Origin of the sequence: Micromonospora globbae (genome assembly GCF_003610785.1) — a bacterium.
Taxonomy (GTDB): domain Bacteria; phylum Actinomycetota; class Actinomycetes; order Mycobacteriales; family Micromonosporaceae; genus Micromonospora; species Micromonospora globbae.
Map to the genome: position 1 here is coordinate 17,424 of NZ_RAQQ01000018.1, position 18,341 is coordinate 35,764.

Consider the following 18,341-nt stretch of genomic DNA (forward strand, 5'->3'; position numbering starts at 1 on the left):
GCGCGAACCAATTAGCTCCAGCCGGTTCCCGCCGTACGGGTCAGCGGTCGACCTGCGTGAAGTCCCAGGAGTGCGGCGCCCGCGCGACCAGCATCGGGGGCGGGTCGGGCAGCGGCCTCGGGTCACCACGCCACTTCGAGATCACCACCACCCGGTGGTCGGTGGAGGAGTAGACCTCGCTGGAGAGGTGCCGGGGGTCGTGCTCGAACTCGGGCAGCGCCGTGTCGCAGACCCAGGTGATGAGGTCGGCGAAACCGTACGGCTCCGCGCGCGCCTCCCACATGCGGACGATCACGCCGCTTCCCCGGGGACGCTGACGACGGTCAGGGGCATGGCCGAGTCGGCGGGCAGGTCCAGCCGGCTCGGCGCGACACCCGAGGACACGAGGTGCGAGCCGAGCGCCGCGACCATCGCGCCGTTGTCCGTGCACAGCCGCGGCCGGGGCACCCGCACCCGGATCCCGTGCTTCTCGGCCCGCTGCTCGGCCATGGCGCGCAGCCGCGAGTTCGCCGCCACTCCCCCGCCGATCACGAGCGTGTCGACGCCGTGGGCGCGGCAGGCGTCCAGCGCCTTGGCCGTGAGCACGTCGCAGACCGCCTCCTGGAAGGACGCGGCCACGTCGGCCACGGGCACCGGCTCACCGGCCCGCTGCCGCGCCTCCACCCACCGGGCCACGGCCGTCTTCAGCCCGGAGAACGAGAAGTCGTACCGGTGCGCCGCGAGGTCCTTGGCGGCGGTCAGCCCGCGCGGGAAGCCGATGGCCGCGGGGTCGCCGGCCCGGGCCTCCCGGTCGATCGGCGGACCGCCGGGGAAGGGCAGCCCGAGCAGGCGGGCCACCTTGTCGAACGCCTCGCCGGCCGCGTCGTCGATCGTGGCGCCGAGCGGGGTGACCCCCCGGGCCAGGTCGTCGACGAGCAGCAGCGACGAGTGCCCGCCGGAGACCAGCAGCGCGACCGCCGGCTCGGGCAGCGGGCCGTGCTCCAGGGTGTCCACGGCGACGTGCGCGGCCAGGTGGTTCACCCCGTAGACGGGCTTCTCCGCGGCGAGCGCGTACCCCTTGGCGGCGGCCACGCCGACCAGCAGCGCGCCGGCCAGCCCCGGACCGGAGGTGACGGCGATCGCGTCGATGTCGGCGATCGTCACCCCCGCCTCCGCCAGCGCCCGGTCCATGGTCGGCACGATGGCCTCCAGGTGGGCCCGGCTCGCCACCTCGGGCACCACACCGCCGAAGCGGGCGTGCTCCTCGACACTGGAGGCGAGCGCGTCCGCGAGCAGCGTGTGCCCGCGGACGATGCCGACCCCCGTCTCGTCGCAGGAGGTCTCGATTCCGAGGATGAGCGGTTCGTCAGCCATGGGTCATTCCTCGTCCCGCTGCATGACCAGCGCGTCCGTGTTGCTCGGTTGGTAGTAGCCGCGTCGGATGCCGACCGGCTCGAAGCCGTACGCCGCGTAGAGCCGCTGGGCGGGGGCGTTGTCCGCCGCGACCTCCAGCAGCGTCCGGCGGGCGCCGCGCCGGGCCGCCTCGGCGAGCAGCTCCTCCAGCAGGAGCCGGCCGATGCCCCGGCGCTGGGCGTCGCGTCGTACCGCGATGTTCTGCACCCACGCCTCGTCGGGCGGGACGACGGTGAGCCCGGCGTAGCCGAGCACCGTGCCGTCGTCGTCCGTCGCGATCCGGTAGTGGTGCCCGTTGGCCAGCTCGTTCCAGAACATGGCGGGTGACCACTGCTCGACGCCGAAGAGGTCCGCCTCGATGGGCAGCACCTCCTCGATGTGCCACCAGCGGAACCGGTCGAGCCGGACCATGCTCACGGCAGGACCGGCTTGCGGGCGGTCGCCGCCACAGCGTCCGGGCGGCGCAGGTAGAGCGGGGTGAGTCGTTCGCCGGGCGCGCCCGCGCGGATCCGCTCACCGGCGAGCCGGGCCAGCGCGACCGGGTCCGGGTAGCGCGGCTCGGCCCGCACGGGCAGGCCGAGCACGTCGGCGTACCGGTGGGCGCCGTCGCCCACCGCCACCGTCACCGCGAGGTCACGGGCCCGCTCGGCCGCCACCGCGGGAGCGTCCACCTCCGGCCCGGCGATCCGCTGGCCGGCGCCGTCGTAGACGGCCCAGTAGACCTCCCTGCGCCGCGCGTCGCTCGCCGCCAGGACCGGCTCGCCGGCGGCCGCCGGGTGACCGATGCCGTCCAGCGAGCAGACGCCGTACGTCGGAATGCCGAGCACCTGACCCATCGTGGCGGCGGTGACGAGACCCACCCGCAGCCCGGTGAACGGGCCGGGGCCGAGGCCGGCGACGATCGCCGTGAGGTCGGCGGGGCGGGCGCCCGCGTCGGCGAGCACCGCGTCGACCTCGGGAGCGAGCAGTTCGCCGTGCGCCCTGGCGTCCACCGTGCACCGGTGTGACCGCAACGCGACACCGTCCGCCGAGACCTCGACCAGCGCCGCGGTCACCGCAGGGGTCGAGCTGTCCACCACGAGTACGAGCACGGTATGCCAGCCTAGCCGCCCGCCCGGTCACGCCCGGTGACGCCCCGCCTGGCCCGCGTCCGCGCCGTGGCCGTGGCCCTGTCTTCGGCAAGGGCCTGCCGTAGCGAGCCTGATACCGCTCTGTCATGGATATGCCTCTGCGGTATCGCAGTCCTGAACCATGCCCCACGATGCCGGGATGTCGACCCGCCTCGTGAGGATCCTCGGCCAGGTCGTCCGGCAGCAGCGTGAGGCGCGCGAGCTCACCCAGCGCCAGCTCGCGGACCTGGTCGGAGTCAGCCAGGCGGCGGTGGCCCGCATCGAGCGTGGTGACCGCGCGCCCCGCCTCCCCCTCCTGGAACGCCTGCTCGCGGCCATGGACGTCCAGCTCGCGGTCACGGTCGAGCCACTCGACGCGCACCTGGACAGCGCGATGGCGCAGCTCGCCGTCCGGCCTCTGGCCGAGCGGATCGACGGCCTGTGTTTGGACCGCCTCCTCGACCGCCTCGACACCCTGCCGTACACGATCACCGGGGCCGCGGCGGCACTGCTCCAGGGCGCACCCGTGCCGGTCGACGCCCCGGAACTGGCGATCCGCTGGTGCGACGCCGACCGCTTCACGCGGTGGTTGGAGAAGGCGTACGGGCAGCGGTGGAACGCCCGGTGGGGCGAGTTCGGCAACCTGCCACTGTCTCCCGAAGAACCGGGTGCCCACCGCTGGGACACCCGGTACGGGGAGATCCGCGCGACCATGTGCGACGAGCTGCCGGATTCCGTCGAGGTCCGGCACGGCGACCGGTCCTACCGGGTCGTCCCGCTCGTCGACCTGGAGGTGACCGATCCCCGCGCCGGCGCGCTGCTGCGCCGCTACCGTGACCTCCGGGCGCAAACCGCCCGGGACGCCGCAGCCGGTTCCGCTGCCAGCGGCGGGACCGCTACCGGCACGGACGTCCGAGGCGAGCACCCATGACGGCGTCGCGCCTGCGCAGGGGTCGGCGATCGCAGCTCAGCCGGCGGAGCGTTCCCAGTCGATCGTGGGGCGCCCGGCGTCGGCGAGGGCCTTGTTGGCCGCGCTGAACGGGCGGCTGCCGAGGAAGCCGCGCGGGTTCATGGGGCTGGGGTGCCCCGCCTCCAGCACCACGTGCTGCGGGTTGCCGACCAGGGCGGCCTTCCGGCGGGCGTAGCCGCCCCAGAGCAGGAAGACCACCCGCTCGGGCAGCGCGTCCAGCGCGCGGATGGTGGCGTCGGTGAACTCCTCCCACCCCTGGTTGGCGTGCGAGCCGGGGCTGCCCTGCCGGACGGTCAGCACGGAGTTGAGCAGCAGCACGCCCTGGGCCGCCCACCCGGCGAGGTTGCCGCTGGGCGGCTTCGGCACGCCGAGGTCGTCGCCGAGCTCCTTGAAGACGTTGCGCAGCGACGGTGGGACGCTCACCCCCTCGCGGACGCTGAAGCTGAGCCCGTGCGCCTGCCCCGCCCGGTGGTACGGGTCCTGCCCGAGGATCAGCACGCGGCAGGCCGCCGGCGGGCACAGCCGGTAGGCGGAGAACAGGTCCTCCAGCGGCGGGAAGACGGTCTGCGTGGCGTACTCCCGCGCGACGAAGTCGGCCAGCGCCGCGGTGCGGGCCGGGTCGAGGTGGGGGGTGAGCACGGCACGCCACTCCTCCGGCAGCAGCGCCAGCAGGTCGAGGGTGGGGACGTCAGCCATCGGCAACCTTTCGTCGATCGGCCCTCTTCCTACCAGCCGCGACCGACATCGCCGCCCGCCCCCACGCCGGCACTCGTTGATCATGAGGTTGGCGGGCGAGTCGATCTCCCTGGACCCCGCCAACCTCATGATCAACGGGGCGAGGGGCGGCGCCCCGGCGGAGGCAGGTGGTCGGGTCGGTCAGGCCAGTCCGGCCAGACGCTGCGCCCAGTCGCCGCCCACCGGGTCGAGCTCGACGATCCGGGTGTCGTCGTCGCGGCGGTCGATGCGGACGCGAAGGTGGGCGTCGCTCAGCTGCTCGACCATGCCCTCACCCCACTCGACGACCGTCACCGACTCCTCCACCGAGGCGTCCAGGTCCAGGTCGTCGATCTCGGCGCGCGGGTCGGCGGCGTCCCCCAACCGGTACGCGTCGGCGTGCACGAGCGGCACCCGCCCGCCCCGGGCCGGATCGGGCCGGTGGACCCGGGCGATCACGAACGTCGGCGAGGTGATCTCCCCGAGCACCCCGAGCCCCGCGCCGATCCCCTGGGTCAGCGCGGTCTTCCCGGCACCCAACGGGCCGGTGAGCAGCACGAGGTCACCGGCGCGCAGCACACCGGCCAGCCGCCGGCCGAAGTCCTGCGTGTCGGCCACGGTGGGCAGCTTCACGACGACCTTGTTCACCACTCCTCCAGGAACCTCGCCAGCGCGGCGTTGACCTCGTCCGCGTGTTCCAGCATCACCACGTGTCCGCTGTCCGGAATTCTGACGAACTCGGCGTGCGGCAGCCGGCGGACGATCTCCTCCGAGTGTGTCACCGGGGTGATCATGTCCTTGTCGCCGACCACGACCAGCACCGGCGTGTCGGCCAGGGCCGCCAACGCCGGGAACCGGGAGTGCGTCGCCAGCGTACGCAGGTACCGGGTCACGGTGTCCGCCGAGGTGCGCGAGTTCATCGTCTCCACGTACGACACCAGGGCCGGGCTGGGGTGCCGGCCGCCGAAGCCGTAGCGGCGGGTCAGCAGCCAGGCCACGTTCGACGTCGACTTGCGGGCCTTGTCGATGACCGTGCCGCCGTAGCGGGTGGCGTTGCTCATCATGAACAGCACCGGCCCGCCGACCCGGCCCAGCAGGGCCGGCGCCACCAGCTTCGTCTCGGCCAGCAGTCCGCCCGAGGTGGCCATCAGGACGGTGCCGACCACCCGGTCGCCGAACATCTCGGGGAACAGCTCGGCGAAGGCCATGATGGTCATCCCGCCCATCGAGTGGCCGACCAGCACCAGCGGCCCCTCCGGGGCGGTCCGGTCGATGACCCGGCGCAGGGTGCGGCCCAGGACCGTGAGGTCGTACTCGCCGGTCTCCAGCCGGCCCGACCGGCCGTGCCCGGGCTGGTCGTACGCCACCACCCGGTGCTCGCCCCGCTCGGTGAGCATCTTGCGCTGGAAGTGGAACGTGCCCATGTCCAGGCAGAACCCGTGCACCAGCACGACCGTGGGCCGGCCCGGCACCGGGTGTCTCGGCTCGACCACCTCGACGTGGATGTCGGTGCCGTCCGGCAGCTCCAGCCGGAACGCCTCGTCGTACGGCTGCTGGCCGAACGGCTCGTGCGCGTACGGGTCGGTCGGGTCGGCCTTGAGGCGGCGGACGAGGGCGCGCTCCGTGGCGACGCCCGCCGCGAGGCCGGCGGCCGCCACGCCCACCGTGGCGCCGACCACCCCGGCGACCCGGCCGACCGCGCTCCGGGGCCGGGGAATGCGGTACCGACTCACGGGTTCTCGCCGTCGTATGTGCGCGGCACCCGACTGCTCCCGAACCGGGTGACGATCTCGTAGTTGATGGTGCCGACGGCGTCGGCCCAGTCGTCGGCGGTCGGCTCGCCGTCGGCGCCGCTGCCGAAGAGCGTCACCACGTCGCCGGCGGCCACCGGGTCGTCGCCGCAGTCGAGCACGAACTGGTCCATGCACACCCGGCCGGAGATCACCCGCCGCACGCCGCCGAGCTGGACGGGACCGCAGTTGGAGGCGTGGCGCGGCACCCCGTCGGCGTACCCGAGCGGCACCACCGCCAGGTTCGCGTCCCGCGACGTGGTGTACGTGTGCCCGTACGACACGCCGGTGCCGGCGGGCACCCGCTTGGTCAGCATCACCCGGGCCCGGGCGGTCATGGCCGGACGCAGCCCGAAGGTGTCCCCGGCGATCGGGGACAGGCCGTAGACCGCCAGCCCGGGCCGGACCAGGTCGAAGTGGGTGTCGGGCCGGGTCAGGGTGGCCGCCGAGTTGGCGAGGTGCCGGTAGCGGGGGCGCAGCCCGGCCCGCTCGACCATCGCCAGGCCCTCGTGGAAGACGGCCAGCTGCCGGTCGGTCGTCGGGTGGCCGGGCATGTCGGCGTAGACGAAGTGGCTCCACACCCCGACCACCTCGATGAGCCCGTCGGCCTGGGCCTTGGCCGCCGCGTCCAGCAGCGCCGGCCAGTCCGCGACGGTCGCCCCGCCCCGGGACAGCCCGGTGTCGATCTTCAGGTGGAGCTGGGCCGGACGGTCCGCCCGGCGGCTCGCCTCGATCATCTCGTCCAGTTGCGGCAGGCTCGCGGCGGCCAGGTCGACGCCCGCGCTGATCCCCTCGTGCAGGGGCAGCCCCGGAGCGAGCAGCCAGGCCAGCACGGGCACGGTGATCCCGGCCCGACGCAGCGTGAGCGCCTCGTCGAGGGTGCAGACACCGAGCCAGGACGCGCCGCCGTCCAGCGCCGCGCGGGCGGCCGGGATCATCCCGTGCCCGTACCCGTCGGCCTTCACCACGGCCATCACGTCGGCGGTGGTGCCGGACCGGATCCGGCTCACGTTCTCACGGATCGCGTCAAGGTCGACGCGCACCTCGGCCTGCCACATGCGCCCAGCCTACTTTCCGCGGTGATCACCGCGCGGCGCGACGGTGCCGCTGCCGCCCCCACCCGACCGTTCCCGAACCGGGCAGCCGGGGCCGGGTGGTGACGGTCAGCCCAGCCGGGCGATGACCGGGCGGAGCGCGGTCGCCACGTCGGGCGCGGTCACCGGGCCACCCCGGGCCGCCTCCCGGCCGGCCAGCCCGTGCAGGTACGCGGCCGCGGCGGCCGCCTTCTCCGGCGACACCCCGCCGGCGAGGAGCGAGCCGAGCAGCCCGGCCAGCACGTCGCCGGTGCCCCCGGTGGCCAGCGCCGGGGTGCCGGTCGGGTTGACGTACGCCCGGCCGTCGGGCGTGCCGATCACCGTGCGGTCCCCCTTGAGCAGCACCACGGCGTTCATCCAGGCGGCGAGCCGCAGCGCGGCCGCCACCCGGTCGGCGCCGGGCGCCTCGCCGCAGAGCCGGGTGAACTCCCGGTCGTGCGGGGTGACGACGGTCGGCGCGTCCCGCCCGCGGAGTTGGTCGGCGAGCGAGCCGTCGACCAGCAGGGTGAGCGCGTCGGCGTCGAGCACCACCGGCACCGGCGCGGCCAGCACCGCCCGCAGCTCGGCCGCGGCGTCCGCGCCGGTGCCCAGCCCGGAGCCGCACACCCACGCCTGGACCCGGCCGGCGTCGGCGACCCGCCCGGTGGCGATGACCGACGGGTGCTGGTGCAGCACCTCCTCCCGGGCGCCGCCGGCGTAGCGGACCATCCCGGTCGGCCCGGCCAGCGCCCCGCCGACCGAGAGCACGGCCGCCCCCGGGTACGTGGCCGAGCCGGTCGCCACCCCGACGACGCCCCGGGAGTACTTTTCCGAGGCCGGCCCGAGCGACGGCCACCACCGCTCGACGTCCGACCACTCGGTGACCCGCAGCGCCGGGGTGCCGCGCAGCCACGGCCCCAGCCCGATGTCGACCAGCTCGACCTCGCCGGCGAGCGGCGCGGCCGGACCCACCACGAGGGCCGGCTTCAACGCGCCGAAGGTCACCGTCACGTCGGCGTGCACGGCGTTCGGCCGGCCGGACGCGGTGAGCGGCACGTGACCGGTGTCCACCGCGACCCCGCTCGGCACGTCCACGGCCACCACGGTCGCCCGTACGCCGTCGCGTCCGCAGTGACCGACCAGGCTCGCGGCCAACTGCTCGGCGGTCTCCCGCAGGCCCCCGGTGCCGCCGATCCCGACGATGCCGTCGAGTACCAGGTCGAGCACGGGCGGCGGCCGGTCGACCACCCGGCCGCCCGCGGCGCGCAGCGCGGCCAGTCCCTCGGCGTGCGCCCGCCCGGGGGTGAGCAGCAACGCCGACACGGCCGCGCCGCGCCGGGCCAGGTGCGCGCCGGCGAACAGGGCGTCGCCGCCGTTGTCGCCCGAGCCGACGAGCAGCAGCACCCGGGAGCCGTAGACGCCGCCCCGGTCGGCGAGGAGCAGCGCGCACCGCCGGGCCAGCCCGGCCGCCGCGCGCTGCATGAGCGTCCCCGGCGGGAGAGTGGCCATCAGGCCGGCCTCCGCCGCGCGTACGTCCGCCACCCGCCACACCGGTCTCATGCCGCTGGCCCCCGTTCCCACGTTCCGGGCGCGCCCTCCGGCGGCCCGGACGACATCAGTGTTCCGCCACCACCATCGCCGACGCGATCCCGCCGTCGTGCGACAGCGAGAGGTGCCAGCGGTTGATCCCGCGCGCGACCGCCGCGTCGGCCACCGTGCCGGAGACGGCCAGCCACGGCCGGCCGGCCGGATCCGGGACGATCTCGCAGTCGTGCCAGTTCAGGCCCGCCGGCGCGCCGAGCGCCTTGGCCACCGCCTCCTTCGCGGCGAACCGGGCGGCGAGCGACTCCGGTGAGCGCGGGCTGCCGGAGCGGGTGGCGCGCTCGGCCTCGGTGAACAGCCGGTCGGCGAGCAGCGGCGTCCGCGCCAGGGCCCGGGCGAACCGGTCCACCAGCACGACGTCGATGCCGACGGCGACGATCACGAACTCACCCTACCGGCGGAGGCCGGCGCGGATCGGCCGCCGCAGCAGGCGGAGGCGGCCCAGACCAGCCGGCGAAGGCGGCGCAGACCAGCCGGCGAAGGCGAGGCGCATCAGCCGGCGAAGGCGGCCCAGACCAGCCGGCGGAGGCGGCGCAGATTAGCCGCCGGACAGCGCACCCGGCAACGCCTGTGGACAGGCGCGGCGCACGGCGCCCGCCGGCTGTCCACAGGCCGCCCGCCCGACGCCGGCGGCCGCCTAGCGTGACCCGGGTCGAACCGCGGTCAGGGGGTGGGGATGGCGGAGGACCCGTTCACGGTCCGGCCGGAGGCGCTGCGCGCGCTGGCCCGGGATCTGGACGACGACGCGTACGGGCTCGCGCACGGGCTCGACGGGGTGCCGGGGCTCACGGTGGCGGCCCCCGGCTGGTCGGCGGCGGGTGCGCTGGCCGGGTGGGAGGCGGCGGTGCACGGCTGGCTCGGCCGGCTCGGCGGTCGCGTGGCCGAGACGGGCGTGGCGGTGCGGTCGGCCGTGGAGGCGTACCAGGCGGTCGACGACCGGGTCGCCCGCCGGCTCGCCGGCCTCCCCCGGTGACCGCCGTCGCGTACGCCCAGCTCTGGGCGGCCGACCCGGGTGCGTGGCGGGCCGCCGGGGCGGCGTGGGGTGGGCTCACGGCTCTCGTCGGGCGCCGTACCGCCGAGCTGGGCGAGCGCGGGACGGGGTTGACCGCCGCCTGGTCGGGGACGGCCGCCGGAGCGGCCGGCACCCGGCTCACGGGCCTCCGCGCCGAGCTGGCCTCGGTGACGCCCGCGCTCATCGAGGCCGACCAGATCCTCGCCGAGTACGCCGCACGGCTCGCCACCGCGAAGGGGCGGCTGGCCGACGCGGTGGCCCTCGCCGACGCGGCCGGGCTGTCGATCGACCGGGACGGGCGGGTCGGCGCCGATCCCGCGCGGGGGCGGCCCGGCGAGCGCGACGGGCCGGCGGCGGCCCGCGTGGCGGCGGCGCTGCGGGGTGCACTGGACCTGGCCGGCGCCGCCGACCGGGCGACGGCGGCCCGGCTGGCCGAGCTGACGGCGTCCGCCGCCACCGGCTGGCAGGAGCCCCCGCCGCCGGGCCGGCCGGCCCGCGACGCCGACCCACGGCAGGTGCGGGCCTGGTGGGCGGGGCTGACCCCGGGGCAGCGGCGCTGGCTGGTGGCGCACGAGCCGGCGCTGATCGGCCGCCTCGACGGGGTGCCGGTGGCGGCGCGTGACCAGGCCAACCGGCTGCTGCTCGGCACGCACCGCGCGGCGCTGCTGGCCCAGCGGCGGCGACGGCCGACCGGTGCGCCGCCCGGCCCGCTCGACGCCGTCCGGCTGCGCGGTGTCGACGCCCGCCTCGCCGGTCTCGACGCCCTCACCGACCGGCTGGCGGCGCCGGGCGGGCCGCGGGCGTACCTGCTCGGTCTGGATCCGGCCGGTGAGGGCCGGGTGGTCGTCGCCCTGGGCGACCCGGACCACGCCGACCGGGTGTTCACGTACGTGCCGGGAATGACCTCGGGTCTCGACGACGCACCCGGCGAGCTGGGCCGGGCCGGACGGGTGCTGGGCCGCTGCGCCGACCTGGCACCGGGCGAGCGGAGCGCGGCGGTGCTGTGGCTGGACTACGACGCCCCGGACTTCCTGCACGAGGCGGTCACCACGGGCCAGGCCCGGGACGCGGGCCCGGCGCTGCACCGCTTCCAGGAGGGGCTGCGGGCCACCCACGACGGCCCACCGGCCCGGCAGACGGTGCTCGGGCACAGCTACGGGTCGCTCGTGGTGGGCACAGCCGCCCGCGACCACGGGTTGGCCGCCGACGCCCTCGTCTTCGTGGGCTCGCCGGGCGTCGGCGTCGGGCACGCCGCCGAGCTGCGGGTGCCGGCCGGTGAGGTCTGGGCGAGCACCGCGCCGGACGACGTGATCCGGCTGGCCCGGCCCCCGGACGAGCTGGCCCGCCGGGCACTGGTCGGCACCGCGCCGCTCGCGGCGGCGCTGGGGTGGCCCGGGCACGACGGGCACGAGCTGTGGTTCGGGCGGGACCCGTCGACTGCGCGCTTCGGCGGGCGGGTCTTCCCCAGCGGCCGCAACGGTCACACCGGCTACTGGGACGCGGACAACCCGGCGCTGGACGGCATGGCACGCATCGTCCTCGGCCGCTGACCGGTCCCGGCCGCCGGACGGGCGGCCGGGACGTGGGACGGGCGGCCGGGACGTGGGACGGACCTGGCACGGGCCGCCGGGCGGGCGGCCCGGACCGGGGACGCGCCGCCGGGCTACTCGACGGTGACCGACTTCGCGAGGTTGCGCGGCTGGTCGACGTCGTGCCCGCGGGCCGCGGCGATCTCGGCCGCGAGGACCTGGAGCGGCACGGTGGTGACCAGCGGAGAGAGGAGGGTGGGCGTACGCGGCACGTAGATGAGGTGGTCGGCGTACCGGACGACCGCCTCGTCCCCCTCCTCCGCGATGACGATGGTCCGGGCGCCCCGCGCCCGCACCTCCTGGATGTTGGAGACGACCTTGTCGTGCAGCACGCCCCGGCCGGCCGGCGACGGCACCACGCACACCACCGGCGTGCCCTTGTCGATGAGCGCGATGGGGCCGTGCTTCAGCTCGCCGGCGGCGAAGCCCTCGGCGTGCATGTACGCCAGCTCCTTGAGCTTGAGCGCGCCCTCCAGGGCCACCGGGTAGCCGACGTGCCGGCCGATGAACAGCACGGTCGGCTCGGACTTCAGCTCGCGGGCCAGCTCACGGACCGGCTCGATGCGGTCCAGCAGCTCACGGAGCTTGGCGGGCACCTCCTGGAGCTGGGCGACCACGGCGGCGACCTCGTCGGCGTACTTGATGCCGCGCACCTGGGCCAGGTGCAGGCCGATCAGGTAGCAGGCGACCAGCTGGGTGAGGAACGCCTTGGTGGACGCGACGGCGATCTCCGGCCCGCCGTGGGTGTAGAGGACCGCGTCGGACTCCCGGGGGATGGTCGAGCCGTTGGTGTTGCAGATGGCGAGCACCCGCGCCTTCTGCTCCTTGGCGTGCCGCAGCGCCATGAGGGTGTCCATCGTCTCGCCGGACTGGGAGATCACCACGATGAGCGTGGACCGGTCGAGCACCGGGTCGCGGTAGCGGAACTCGCTGGCCAGCTCCACCTCGCAGGGGATGCGGGTCCAGTGCTCGATCGCGTACTTGGCGACCAGCCCGGAGTGGTACGCGGTGCCGCAGGCCACGATGAAGATCTTGTCGACGTCGCGCAGGTCCTGGTCGCTGAGGCGGACCTCGTCCAGCGCGATCTCGCCCGACTCGGTGAGCCGGCCCAGCAGGGTGTCGGCCACCGCCTGGGGCTGCTCCTCGATCTCCTTGAGCATGAACCAGTCGTAGCCACCCTTCTCGGCGGCCGACGAGTCCCAGTCGATGTGGAAGTCCTTGCCGCTGGCCGGCTGCCCGTCGAAGTCGGTGATCTCGATGGTGTCGCCCGTGATGAGGACGATCTGGTCCTGGCCCAGCTCGACCGCGTCCCGGGTGTGCTCGATGAACGCCGCCACGTCGGAGGCGAGGTAGTTCTCGCCCTGCCCGCGCCCGACCACGAGCGGCGAGTTGCGCCGCGCGCCGACGACCGCCCCGGGCACCGTGGCGTCGACGGCGAGCAGGGTGAACGCGCCCTCGAGCCGCTGGCAGACCACCCGCATGGCGGCGGCGAGCAGCTGCGGGCCGTCCGGGTGGCCGGCGGAGCGCAGGTCGGCGAGCGCGGCGGCGAGCAGGTGGGCGGCGCACTCGGTGTCGGTGTCGCTGGTGAACTGGACCCCGTCGGCCTCCAGTTCGGCGCGGAGCTTCGCGAAGTTCTCGATGATGCCGTTGTGGATCACGGCGACGCGGCCGTCGGGCGAGACGTGCGGGTGGGCGTTGCGGTCGGTGGGACCGCCGTGGGTGGCCCAACGGGTGTGGCCGATGCCGGTGGTGCCGTCACCGATGCCGATGGGGCTGGAGGCACAGGAGGACGGGTCCTCGGCGGCACGCTCGGAGAGCACCTTCTCCAGGTTGGCCAGCTTGCCGGCCTTCTTCTCCGTCAGCAGCTCACCGTCGCAGACGATGGCGACGCCCGCCGAGTCGTAGCCGCGGTACTCCAGCCGCCGCAGCCCGTCCAGCACGATGCCGAGCGCCGGCCGCGCGCCGGCGTAACCCACGATTCCACACATGGTCCGCAGCCTAACCTAGTTTCGCTCACCCCGCGTGCGCGAAAGCCGGGCAAACAATCACCGAGCTTGAGCGAACGGCTGCCGCCCGGCACCCGTCCGGATCGAACATCCGCCCGCACGTGCCGCAACGTGGTCGCTCGCCGCCCCCCGCCTACCCGTACATCCGGGGCCGCAACCGGCGGGCGGGCGGCAACCTCGCCGGTCGGCGCACCTCACGGGCGGCCCGCCGCCGGATCCGTCACTCCAGCGCACCAGATGTCCGAGCTGTCACCGGCCGGTGGAACGGGCGGCCGCGGGCCGTAGGCTGGCGGGCGTGACGACGACCACCGATGTCGATCCCCTCGTGGCCCGGATGCGGCCGTTCGGGACGACCATCTTCGCCGAGATGTCCGCGCTCGCCGTCTGCACCGGCGCCGTCAACCTCGGGCAGGGCTTTCCGGACACCGACGGCCCGCCGGAGATGCTCGCCGCCGCGGCCGAGGCGCTGCGCTCGGGGCAGAACCAGTACCCGCCGGGGCCGGGCGTCCCCGCCCTGCGGGCGGCGGTCGCGGCCCACCAGCGCCGGTTCTGGGGGCTGGAGTACGACCCGGACGGCGAGATCGTGGTGACGGCGGGCGCCACCGAGGCCGTCGCCGCCGCGATCCTCGCCCTGTGCGAGCCGGGCGACGAGGTGGTGTGCTTCGAGCCGTACTACGACTCGTACGCCGCGTCGATCGCCCTGGCCGGCGCGGTCCGCCGGCCCGTGACGCTGCGGCCGACCGGCGACGGCCGGTACACCTTCGACCCGGCCGCGCTGCGCGCGGCGTTCGGGCCGCGCACCCGGCTGGTGCTGCTGAACTCGCCGCACAACCCCACCGGGAAGGTGTTCACCCCGGACGAACTCGCGCTGGTCGCGGAGCTGTGCCGGGAGCACGACGCGTACGCGGTGACCGACGAGGTGTACGAGCACCTCGTGTTCACCGACGCGGCCGCCCCGCACGTCCCGCTCGCCACGCTGCCCGGCATGCGGGAGCGGACACTGCGGATCTCCTCGGCCGGCAAGACGTTCTCCTGCACCGGGTGGAAGGTCGGCTGGGCGAGCGGGCCGGCCGCGCTCGTCTCCGCGGTGCTCCGCGTGAAGCAGTTCCTCACGTTCGTCAACGCGGCGCCGCTACAGCCCGCGGTCGCCGTGGCGTTGGCCCTGCCCGACGACTACTTCACCGGGTTCCGGGCGGAGTTGCAGGCGCGGCGGGACCAGCTCGTCGACGGCCTCACCGCCGCCGGCTTCGAGGTGCTCAGCCCGGAGGGCACGTACTTCGTCACGGCCGACGTCACCCCGCTCGGCGGCCGCGACGGGGTGGAGTTCTGCCGCTCGCTGCCGGAGCGCTGCGGGGTGGTGGCCGTGCCGACGCAGGTCTTCTACGACGACGCCGAGGCCGGCCGCCGGCTCGTGCGGTTCGCCTTCTGCAAGCGACCGGAGGTGATCGCCGAGGCGGTCACCCGGCTGCGGCGCGCGTCGGCCTGACCGCGCGGCCGGGCGGCGGCCGGTCGCGCGGTTCGCCGGCCACATGGTGCGCCGGTCGCCCGGCGGCCGGTCCCGGCCCGCCGGCCGGTCATCCCGCGGCGCGGGCCGGGCCCGATCGGCTCGCGGGGGCCGGGCGGGCCGCGGCGAGCCTCGCGAGCAGCGATCCGCCGTCGGTGAGCAGCACCGACTCGGCGTCGTCGATGAAGGCGAGGTCCGCCTCCACGTGCCGGCAGGCGGCGGCGAGCAGCAGTCCCACCACCGGATCCTCGGCCGTGCGTCGCAGGCCGTCGAGGTTGCGCAGCTCCCGCAGCAGGTGCGCCCGTTGGTTGCCGAGCACCGTCCGCACCGTCGAGGCGTCCCCCGACCGGGCCGCGGCGGTCACCTTGAGGAAGAAGTCGTCGCGGAAGCCTCCGCTGCGGGCGCTCGGCTCACCCAGCCACCGGTCCAGCTCCGCCCGGCCGCCCTCGGTGATCTCGTAGACCACCCGGTCCGGCTTCGTCGGCTGCGCCTCCCGGTGGGCGACGACCAGCCCGTCCCGGGACAGCCGCTCCAGGATCTGGTAGAGGTGCCCGATGTTCAGCGGTCCCCACTGTGGACCGACCGCGCTCTCGAACTCGCTCTTCAGCTCGTAGCCGTAGCTGGGCCCACGAGCGAGCAGCGCGAGGACGGCGTGCTGGATCGCCATGATCCCCTCCCCTTCGGGTCTTGCATTGTGACAATGTAACGCGCACAGTGAGAGGCAGCACACGGGGAGGCGCGACATTGCTGCGGTTCATCTGGGGTCAACTTCGTGGCCGTGCGGGACGGTCGGTGGCGCTGCTGGTCGGCGTGCTCGTGGCGACGACCGGGTTCGTGGTGCTCACCGGTGCCACCACCACCTCCCGGCTGGACGTCACCGGCACCGTCGAGCGCAACACCCGGGCCGCCTACGACATCCTGGTCCGTCCCAAGGGGACACGCACCCCCCTGGAGGCCGAGCGCGGCCTGGTCCGTCCGAACTACCTGTCCGGCCTCTTCGGCGGCATCACCCTGCAGCAGTACGAGCAGGTCAAGGCCGTTCCCGGCATCGACGTGGCGGCCCCGATCGCGATGCTCGGCTACTCGACCACGCCCCTGCTGACGCCACTGGACCTCACCGACGCGGTCGACCGGTCGCTGGACCGCCAGGTGATCCGCGTGGACCCGACCTTCGTGGCCGAGCGGGGGCTCTCGACCGCCCCCGGCAAGCCCCGCTACGTGTACGTGACGAAGCATCCGCTGATCTACCCGCGACAGGACGCGCCATCCGCGTCCGACTCGGTGCCGTACTCCGACGGTCGCTCGTACGCGGTACCACCCGAGTGCGGTGGCGCGCTCGCACGGGAGGTGCTGCCCGACGGGCGCACCGCTGCCATCTGCGACCCGGGAGAGGGCTTGTTGGGGGCGGCCGGCACCTACTCCGAGCGCGACGACTGGTCGGTCGACGCCGTCCGCCTGCTGCCGGACGGCCGGTTCGAGAGCCTGACCTCGCTGGTGACCGACACGGACAACTATCCCGAACCGTCGACCTCCGACCGGCTCGTCCTGGCATACCACCTCACGGTGCCGTTCCTGCTCGCGGCGGTGGACCCGGAGGCTGAGGACCAGCTCGTCGGCCTCGCCGGGGCGGTCGTGGCGGGCCGCGCCGTGCGCGGCGACGACACGGTCCGGGTGACTCCCGATCCCAAGGTTCCCCGGCACGAGGTGCCGGTGCTCGTCACCAACCGGCCGTTCGTCGACGAGACGCTGACCGCCCGATTCACCCGACTCACCGGGGTCAGCCCGGCCGGGGTGCCGGGAACCGCCCTGGAGAAGACGCTGGGCGGCGCCGCCGGAACGCCGGCGGGGTCCGGCCGGTACGACGTGGCGACCGGATACCGGGCCCTGCTCGACAAGGGGATCTCCCAGTTCGGGTGCTGCGTCGGCCAACTGCAGAGCATCGTGCAGTCAGCCGACGTGCAGTACGACCGGCTGCCCGACGGCAGCCTGCGCGCCCGCCCGCAACCGCCCGGCGCCGGCGAGGTGTACGGCGGGAATCGCGCCTTCAACCCGTGGCCCCGCCCCTGGCTCGCCGACGACGTCGGATCGCGGGAGGTGCGGCCGCTGCCGCTCGTCGAGGGCTACAACCGGCCGTGGCGCTCCTGGCGGGCGGTCGGCGTGTTCGATCCGGCGAAGCTGACCGGGTTCAGCGACCTCGGCCAGGTGCCGCTGGAGACGTACGAGCCGCCCGTGGCGGACGGCGCCGACGACCGGAGCCGGGCCGCGCTCGGCGGGCAGCCGCTGGAGCCGAGCGGCAACCCGGCCGGCTACCTCTCCGCGCCACCGCTGCTGCTCACCAACCTCGGCAGCGTGCCGAAGCTCCTGGAGCGCGGGGGCGCTCCCCAGATCAAGGCCCCGATCAGCGCCATCCGCGTACGGGTCTCCGATGTGGACGGCTACAGCGAACGCTCGGCCGAGCGGGTCCGCCTGATCGCCGAGCAGATCGCCACGCGGACCGGCCTGGACGTCGACATCACCCTCGGCTCCTCGCCGGCACCGCAGACCGTCGAGCTGCCGCCGGGTTCGTTCGGGCGGCCCCTGCTGCGGTTGACCGAGAACTGGTCGGCGCTCGGCGTCGCGTCGGTCATCACGCAGGCGGTGGACCGCAAGAGCGTCGTGCTCTTCGGTCTGGTGCTGGTGGTGTGCGCGCTCTTCCTCGGCAACGCGGTGAGCGCCGCCGTCCGGGACCGCCGGCCGGAGCTGGCGGTGCTCGCCTGCCTCGGCTGGCCGGTCCGCCGCATCGGGGCGCTGATCCTGGGCGAGGTCGCCGTGCTCGGCCTCGCGGCCGGCCTGCTCTCGCTGGCCCTCGCGGTGCCGCTCGGCTCCGCGCTCGGCGTCGACGTGGACTGGCGGCGGGCGGCGCTGGCCGTACCCGTGGCGTTGCTGCTCGCGCTGGCGGCGGGCGTGGTGCCGGCGCTGCGGGCCGCACGCGCCCACCCGGCCGCCGCACTCCGCCCGCTGGTCGCCGGCGCCCGCCGGGGGCGCCGGCCGCGCACCCTGCTCGGGCTGGCCGTGACCAACCTGCTCCGTACGCCCGGACGCACCCTCCTCGGCGCCGGCGCCCTCGCCATCGGGGTGGCCGCGCTGACGCTGGTCGCCGCCGCCGCATACGCCTTCCGTGGCGCCATCGTCGGCAGCCTGCTCGGCGACCTGGTGTCGCTGAGCGTGCGCGGCGCGGACGCCGTGGCCGCCGCCGCGACCGTGCTGCTCGGTGCGGCGGCCGTCGCGGACGTGCTCTACCTGAACATCCGGGACCGGGCCGCCGAGCTGGCCACGCTGCGCGCCGTGGGGTGGACCGACTCCGCGCTCGCCCGGCTGGTCGGCTACGAGGGACTGGCGCTGGGCGCTACCGGCGCGGTGACGGGAGCGGCGGTCGGCCTGGCCGGCACGGCCTGGATGATCGGCGACCTCCCCGGCCCGCTGATCCTGGTCGCCGCGCTGGTCGCCCTCGGCGGCGTGCTGGTGACGGCGGTCGCCGCCCTGGTGCCCACGGCCTTCCTGCACCGCCTCCGGACCGCACGCCTACTGGCAGAGGAGTAGA

Annotated in this window: 17 protein-coding genes; 5 read left to right on the forward strand and 12 right to left on the reverse strand. The window is 75.2% G+C overall.

The window, feature by feature from the left end:
- Nucleotides 1-40: 40 nt before the first annotated feature.
- From D7I43_RS22740 to tsaB, 4 genes are read right to left on the reverse strand one after another with little or no spacing between them, the layout of a single operon-like run.
- Nucleotides 41-295, reverse strand: a complete 255-nt coding sequence (locus D7I43_RS22740) for a hypothetical protein (protein WP_120330593.1) — start codon at nucleotides 293-295, stop codon at nucleotides 41-43.
- Nucleotides 292-1,353: a tRNA (adenosine(37)-N6)-threonylcarbamoyltransferase complex transferase subunit TsaD gene (gene tsaD, locus D7I43_RS22745; RefSeq protein WP_120330594.1), complete on the reverse strand. Its 1,062-nt coding sequence runs from the start codon at nucleotides 1,351-1,353 to the stop codon at nucleotides 292-294. Before tsaD ends, D7I43_RS22740 begins: the two co-directional genes overlap by 4 nt.
- Before the next feature lie 3 nt (nucleotides 1,354-1,356).
- Nucleotides 1,357-1,803 carry a ribosomal protein S18-alanine N-acetyltransferase gene (gene rimI / locus D7I43_RS22750; RefSeq protein ID WP_120330595.1) on the reverse strand — a complete coding sequence of 149 codons (447 nt, stop codon included), beginning with the start codon at nucleotides 1,801-1,803 and terminating at the stop codon, nucleotides 1,357-1,359.
- A gap of 2 nt (nucleotides 1,804-1,805) precedes the next feature.
- A complete protein-coding gene (gene tsaB, locus D7I43_RS22755; RefSeq protein ID WP_120330596.1) occupies nucleotides 1,806-2,483 on the reverse strand; it encodes a tRNA (adenosine(37)-N6)-threonylcarbamoyltransferase complex dimerization subunit type 1 TsaB in 678 nt (225 codons plus the stop codon).
- A 178-nt stretch (nucleotides 2,484-2,661) separates the two neighbouring features.
- Here tsaB and D7I43_RS22760 point away from each other — a divergent pair, with 178 nt between their 5' ends.
- Nucleotides 2,662-3,432 (forward strand): helix-turn-helix domain-containing protein, encoded by a 771-nt coding sequence (locus D7I43_RS22760; protein ID WP_120330597.1) that lies wholly within the window; start codon nucleotides 2,662-2,664, stop codon nucleotides 3,430-3,432.
- A gap of 36 nt (nucleotides 3,433-3,468) precedes the next feature.
- Here D7I43_RS22760 and ung read toward each other — a convergent pair whose 3' ends face one another.
- The 6 genes from ung to D7I43_RS22790 all read right to left on the reverse strand — a co-directional run bounded on the left by ung (nucleotide 3,469) and on the right by D7I43_RS22790 (nucleotide 9,032).
- Nucleotides 3,469-4,167: a uracil-DNA glycosylase gene (ung, locus tag D7I43_RS22765; RefSeq protein WP_120330598.1), complete on the reverse strand. Its 699-nt coding sequence runs from the start codon at nucleotides 4,165-4,167 to the stop codon at nucleotides 3,469-3,471.
- A 180-nt stretch (nucleotides 4,168-4,347) separates the two neighbouring features.
- Complete coding sequence (tsaE, locus tag D7I43_RS22770; protein ID WP_120330599.1) at nucleotides 4,348-4,836, reverse strand: tRNA (adenosine(37)-N6)-threonylcarbamoyltransferase complex ATPase subunit type 1 TsaE; 489 nt, start codon at nucleotides 4,834-4,836, stop codon at nucleotides 4,348-4,350.
- Entirely contained in the window at nucleotides 4,830-5,918 is a 1,089-nt protein-coding gene (locus tag D7I43_RS22775; protein WP_120330600.1) for an alpha/beta fold hydrolase, read from the reverse strand. Before D7I43_RS22775 ends, tsaE begins: the two co-directional genes overlap by 7 nt.
- Complete coding sequence (gene alr, locus D7I43_RS22780; protein WP_120330601.1) at nucleotides 5,915-7,033, reverse strand: alanine racemase; 1,119 nt, start codon at nucleotides 7,031-7,033, stop codon at nucleotides 5,915-5,917. The genes D7I43_RS22775 and alr overlap by 4 nt, the downstream gene beginning before the upstream one ends.
- A 105-nt stretch (nucleotides 7,034-7,138) precedes the next feature.
- On the reverse strand, nucleotides 7,139-8,608 hold the full coding sequence (locus D7I43_RS22785) for an NAD(P)H-hydrate dehydratase (protein WP_120330602.1): 1,470 nt from the start codon (nucleotides 8,606-8,608) through the stop codon (nucleotides 7,139-7,141).
- Between the two features lie 55 nt (nucleotides 8,609-8,663).
- Nucleotides 8,664-9,032, reverse strand: coding sequence for a holo-ACP synthase (locus D7I43_RS22790; RefSeq protein WP_120330603.1), 369 nt, complete (start codon nucleotides 9,030-9,032; stop codon nucleotides 8,664-8,666).
- Between the two features lie 294 nt (nucleotides 9,033-9,326).
- Between D7I43_RS22790 and D7I43_RS22795 the strand changes: the two genes are divergently transcribed.
- Together D7I43_RS22795 and D7I43_RS22800 are read left to right on the forward strand one after the other, a co-directional pair.
- Complete coding sequence (locus D7I43_RS22795) at nucleotides 9,327-9,623, forward strand: hypothetical protein (protein ID WP_120330604.1); 297 nt, start codon at nucleotides 9,327-9,329, stop codon at nucleotides 9,621-9,623.
- Complete coding sequence (locus D7I43_RS22800) at nucleotides 9,620-11,212, forward strand: alpha/beta hydrolase (protein WP_120330605.1); 1,593 nt, start codon at nucleotides 9,620-9,622, stop codon at nucleotides 11,210-11,212. The genes D7I43_RS22795 and D7I43_RS22800 overlap by 4 nt, the downstream gene beginning before the upstream one ends.
- Before the next feature lie 113 nt (nucleotides 11,213-11,325).
- Here the strand turns inward: D7I43_RS22800 and glmS are convergent, their stop codons facing one another.
- On the reverse strand, nucleotides 11,326-13,239 hold the full coding sequence (gene glmS / locus D7I43_RS22805; protein ID WP_120330606.1) for a glutamine--fructose-6-phosphate transaminase (isomerizing): 1,914 nt from the start codon (nucleotides 13,237-13,239) through the stop codon (nucleotides 11,326-11,328).
- Between the two features lie 313 nt (nucleotides 13,240-13,552).
- Here glmS and D7I43_RS22810 point away from each other — a divergent pair, with 313 nt between their 5' ends.
- Nucleotides 13,553-14,743, forward strand: coding sequence for a pyridoxal phosphate-dependent aminotransferase (locus D7I43_RS22810; RefSeq protein ID WP_275670850.1), 1,191 nt, complete (start codon nucleotides 13,553-13,555; stop codon nucleotides 14,741-14,743).
- Between the two features lie 88 nt (nucleotides 14,744-14,831).
- Here D7I43_RS22810 and D7I43_RS22815 read toward each other — a convergent pair whose 3' ends face one another.
- On the reverse strand, nucleotides 14,832-15,428 hold the full coding sequence (locus D7I43_RS22815; protein ID WP_158610136.1) for a PadR family transcriptional regulator: 597 nt from the start codon (nucleotides 15,426-15,428) through the stop codon (nucleotides 14,832-14,834).
- A gap of 77 nt (nucleotides 15,429-15,505) precedes the next feature.
- Here D7I43_RS22815 and D7I43_RS22820 point away from each other — a divergent pair, with 77 nt between their 5' ends.
- Nucleotides 15,506-18,340 carry an FtsX-like permease family protein gene (locus tag D7I43_RS22820; RefSeq protein WP_120330608.1) on the forward strand — a complete coding sequence of 945 codons (2,835 nt, stop codon included), beginning with the start codon at nucleotides 15,506-15,508 and terminating at the stop codon, nucleotides 18,338-18,340.
- The last annotated feature ends 1 nt before the right edge of the window (nucleotide 18,341 follow it).

Coding starts and splice junctions, on each gene's coding strand:
- tsaD (WP_120330594.1), bottom strand. CDS start 1,353: ATGGCTGACGAACCGCTCATCCTCGGAATCGAGACCTCCTGCGACGAG.
- rimI (WP_120330595.1), bottom strand. CDS start 1,803: ATGGTCCGGCTCGACCGGTTCCGCTGGTGGCACATCGAGGAGGTGCTG.
- D7I43_RS22760 (WP_120330597.1), top strand. CDS start 2,662: ATGTCGACCCGCCTCGTGAGGATCCTCGGCCAGGTCGTCCGGCAGCAG.
- ung (WP_120330598.1), bottom strand. CDS start 4,167: ATGGCTGACGTCCCCACCCTCGACCTGCTGGCGCTGCTGCCGGAGGAG.
- alr (WP_120330601.1), bottom strand. CDS start 7,033: ATGTGGCAGGCCGAGGTGCGCGTCGACCTTGACGCGATCCGTGAGAAC.
- D7I43_RS22785 (WP_120330602.1), bottom strand. CDS start 8,608: ATGAGACCGGTGTGGCGGGTGGCGGACGTACGCGCGGCGGAGGCCGGC.
- D7I43_RS22795 (WP_120330604.1), top strand. CDS start 9,327: ATGGCGGAGGACCCGTTCACGGTCCGGCCGGAGGCGCTGCGCGCGCTG.
- glmS (WP_120330606.1), bottom strand. CDS start 13,239: ATGTGTGGAATCGTGGGTTACGCCGGCGCGCGGCCGGCGCTCGGCATC.
- D7I43_RS22815 (WP_158610136.1), bottom strand. CDS start 15,428: ATGGCGATCCAGCACGCCGTCCTCGCGCTGCTCGCTCGTGGGCCCAGC.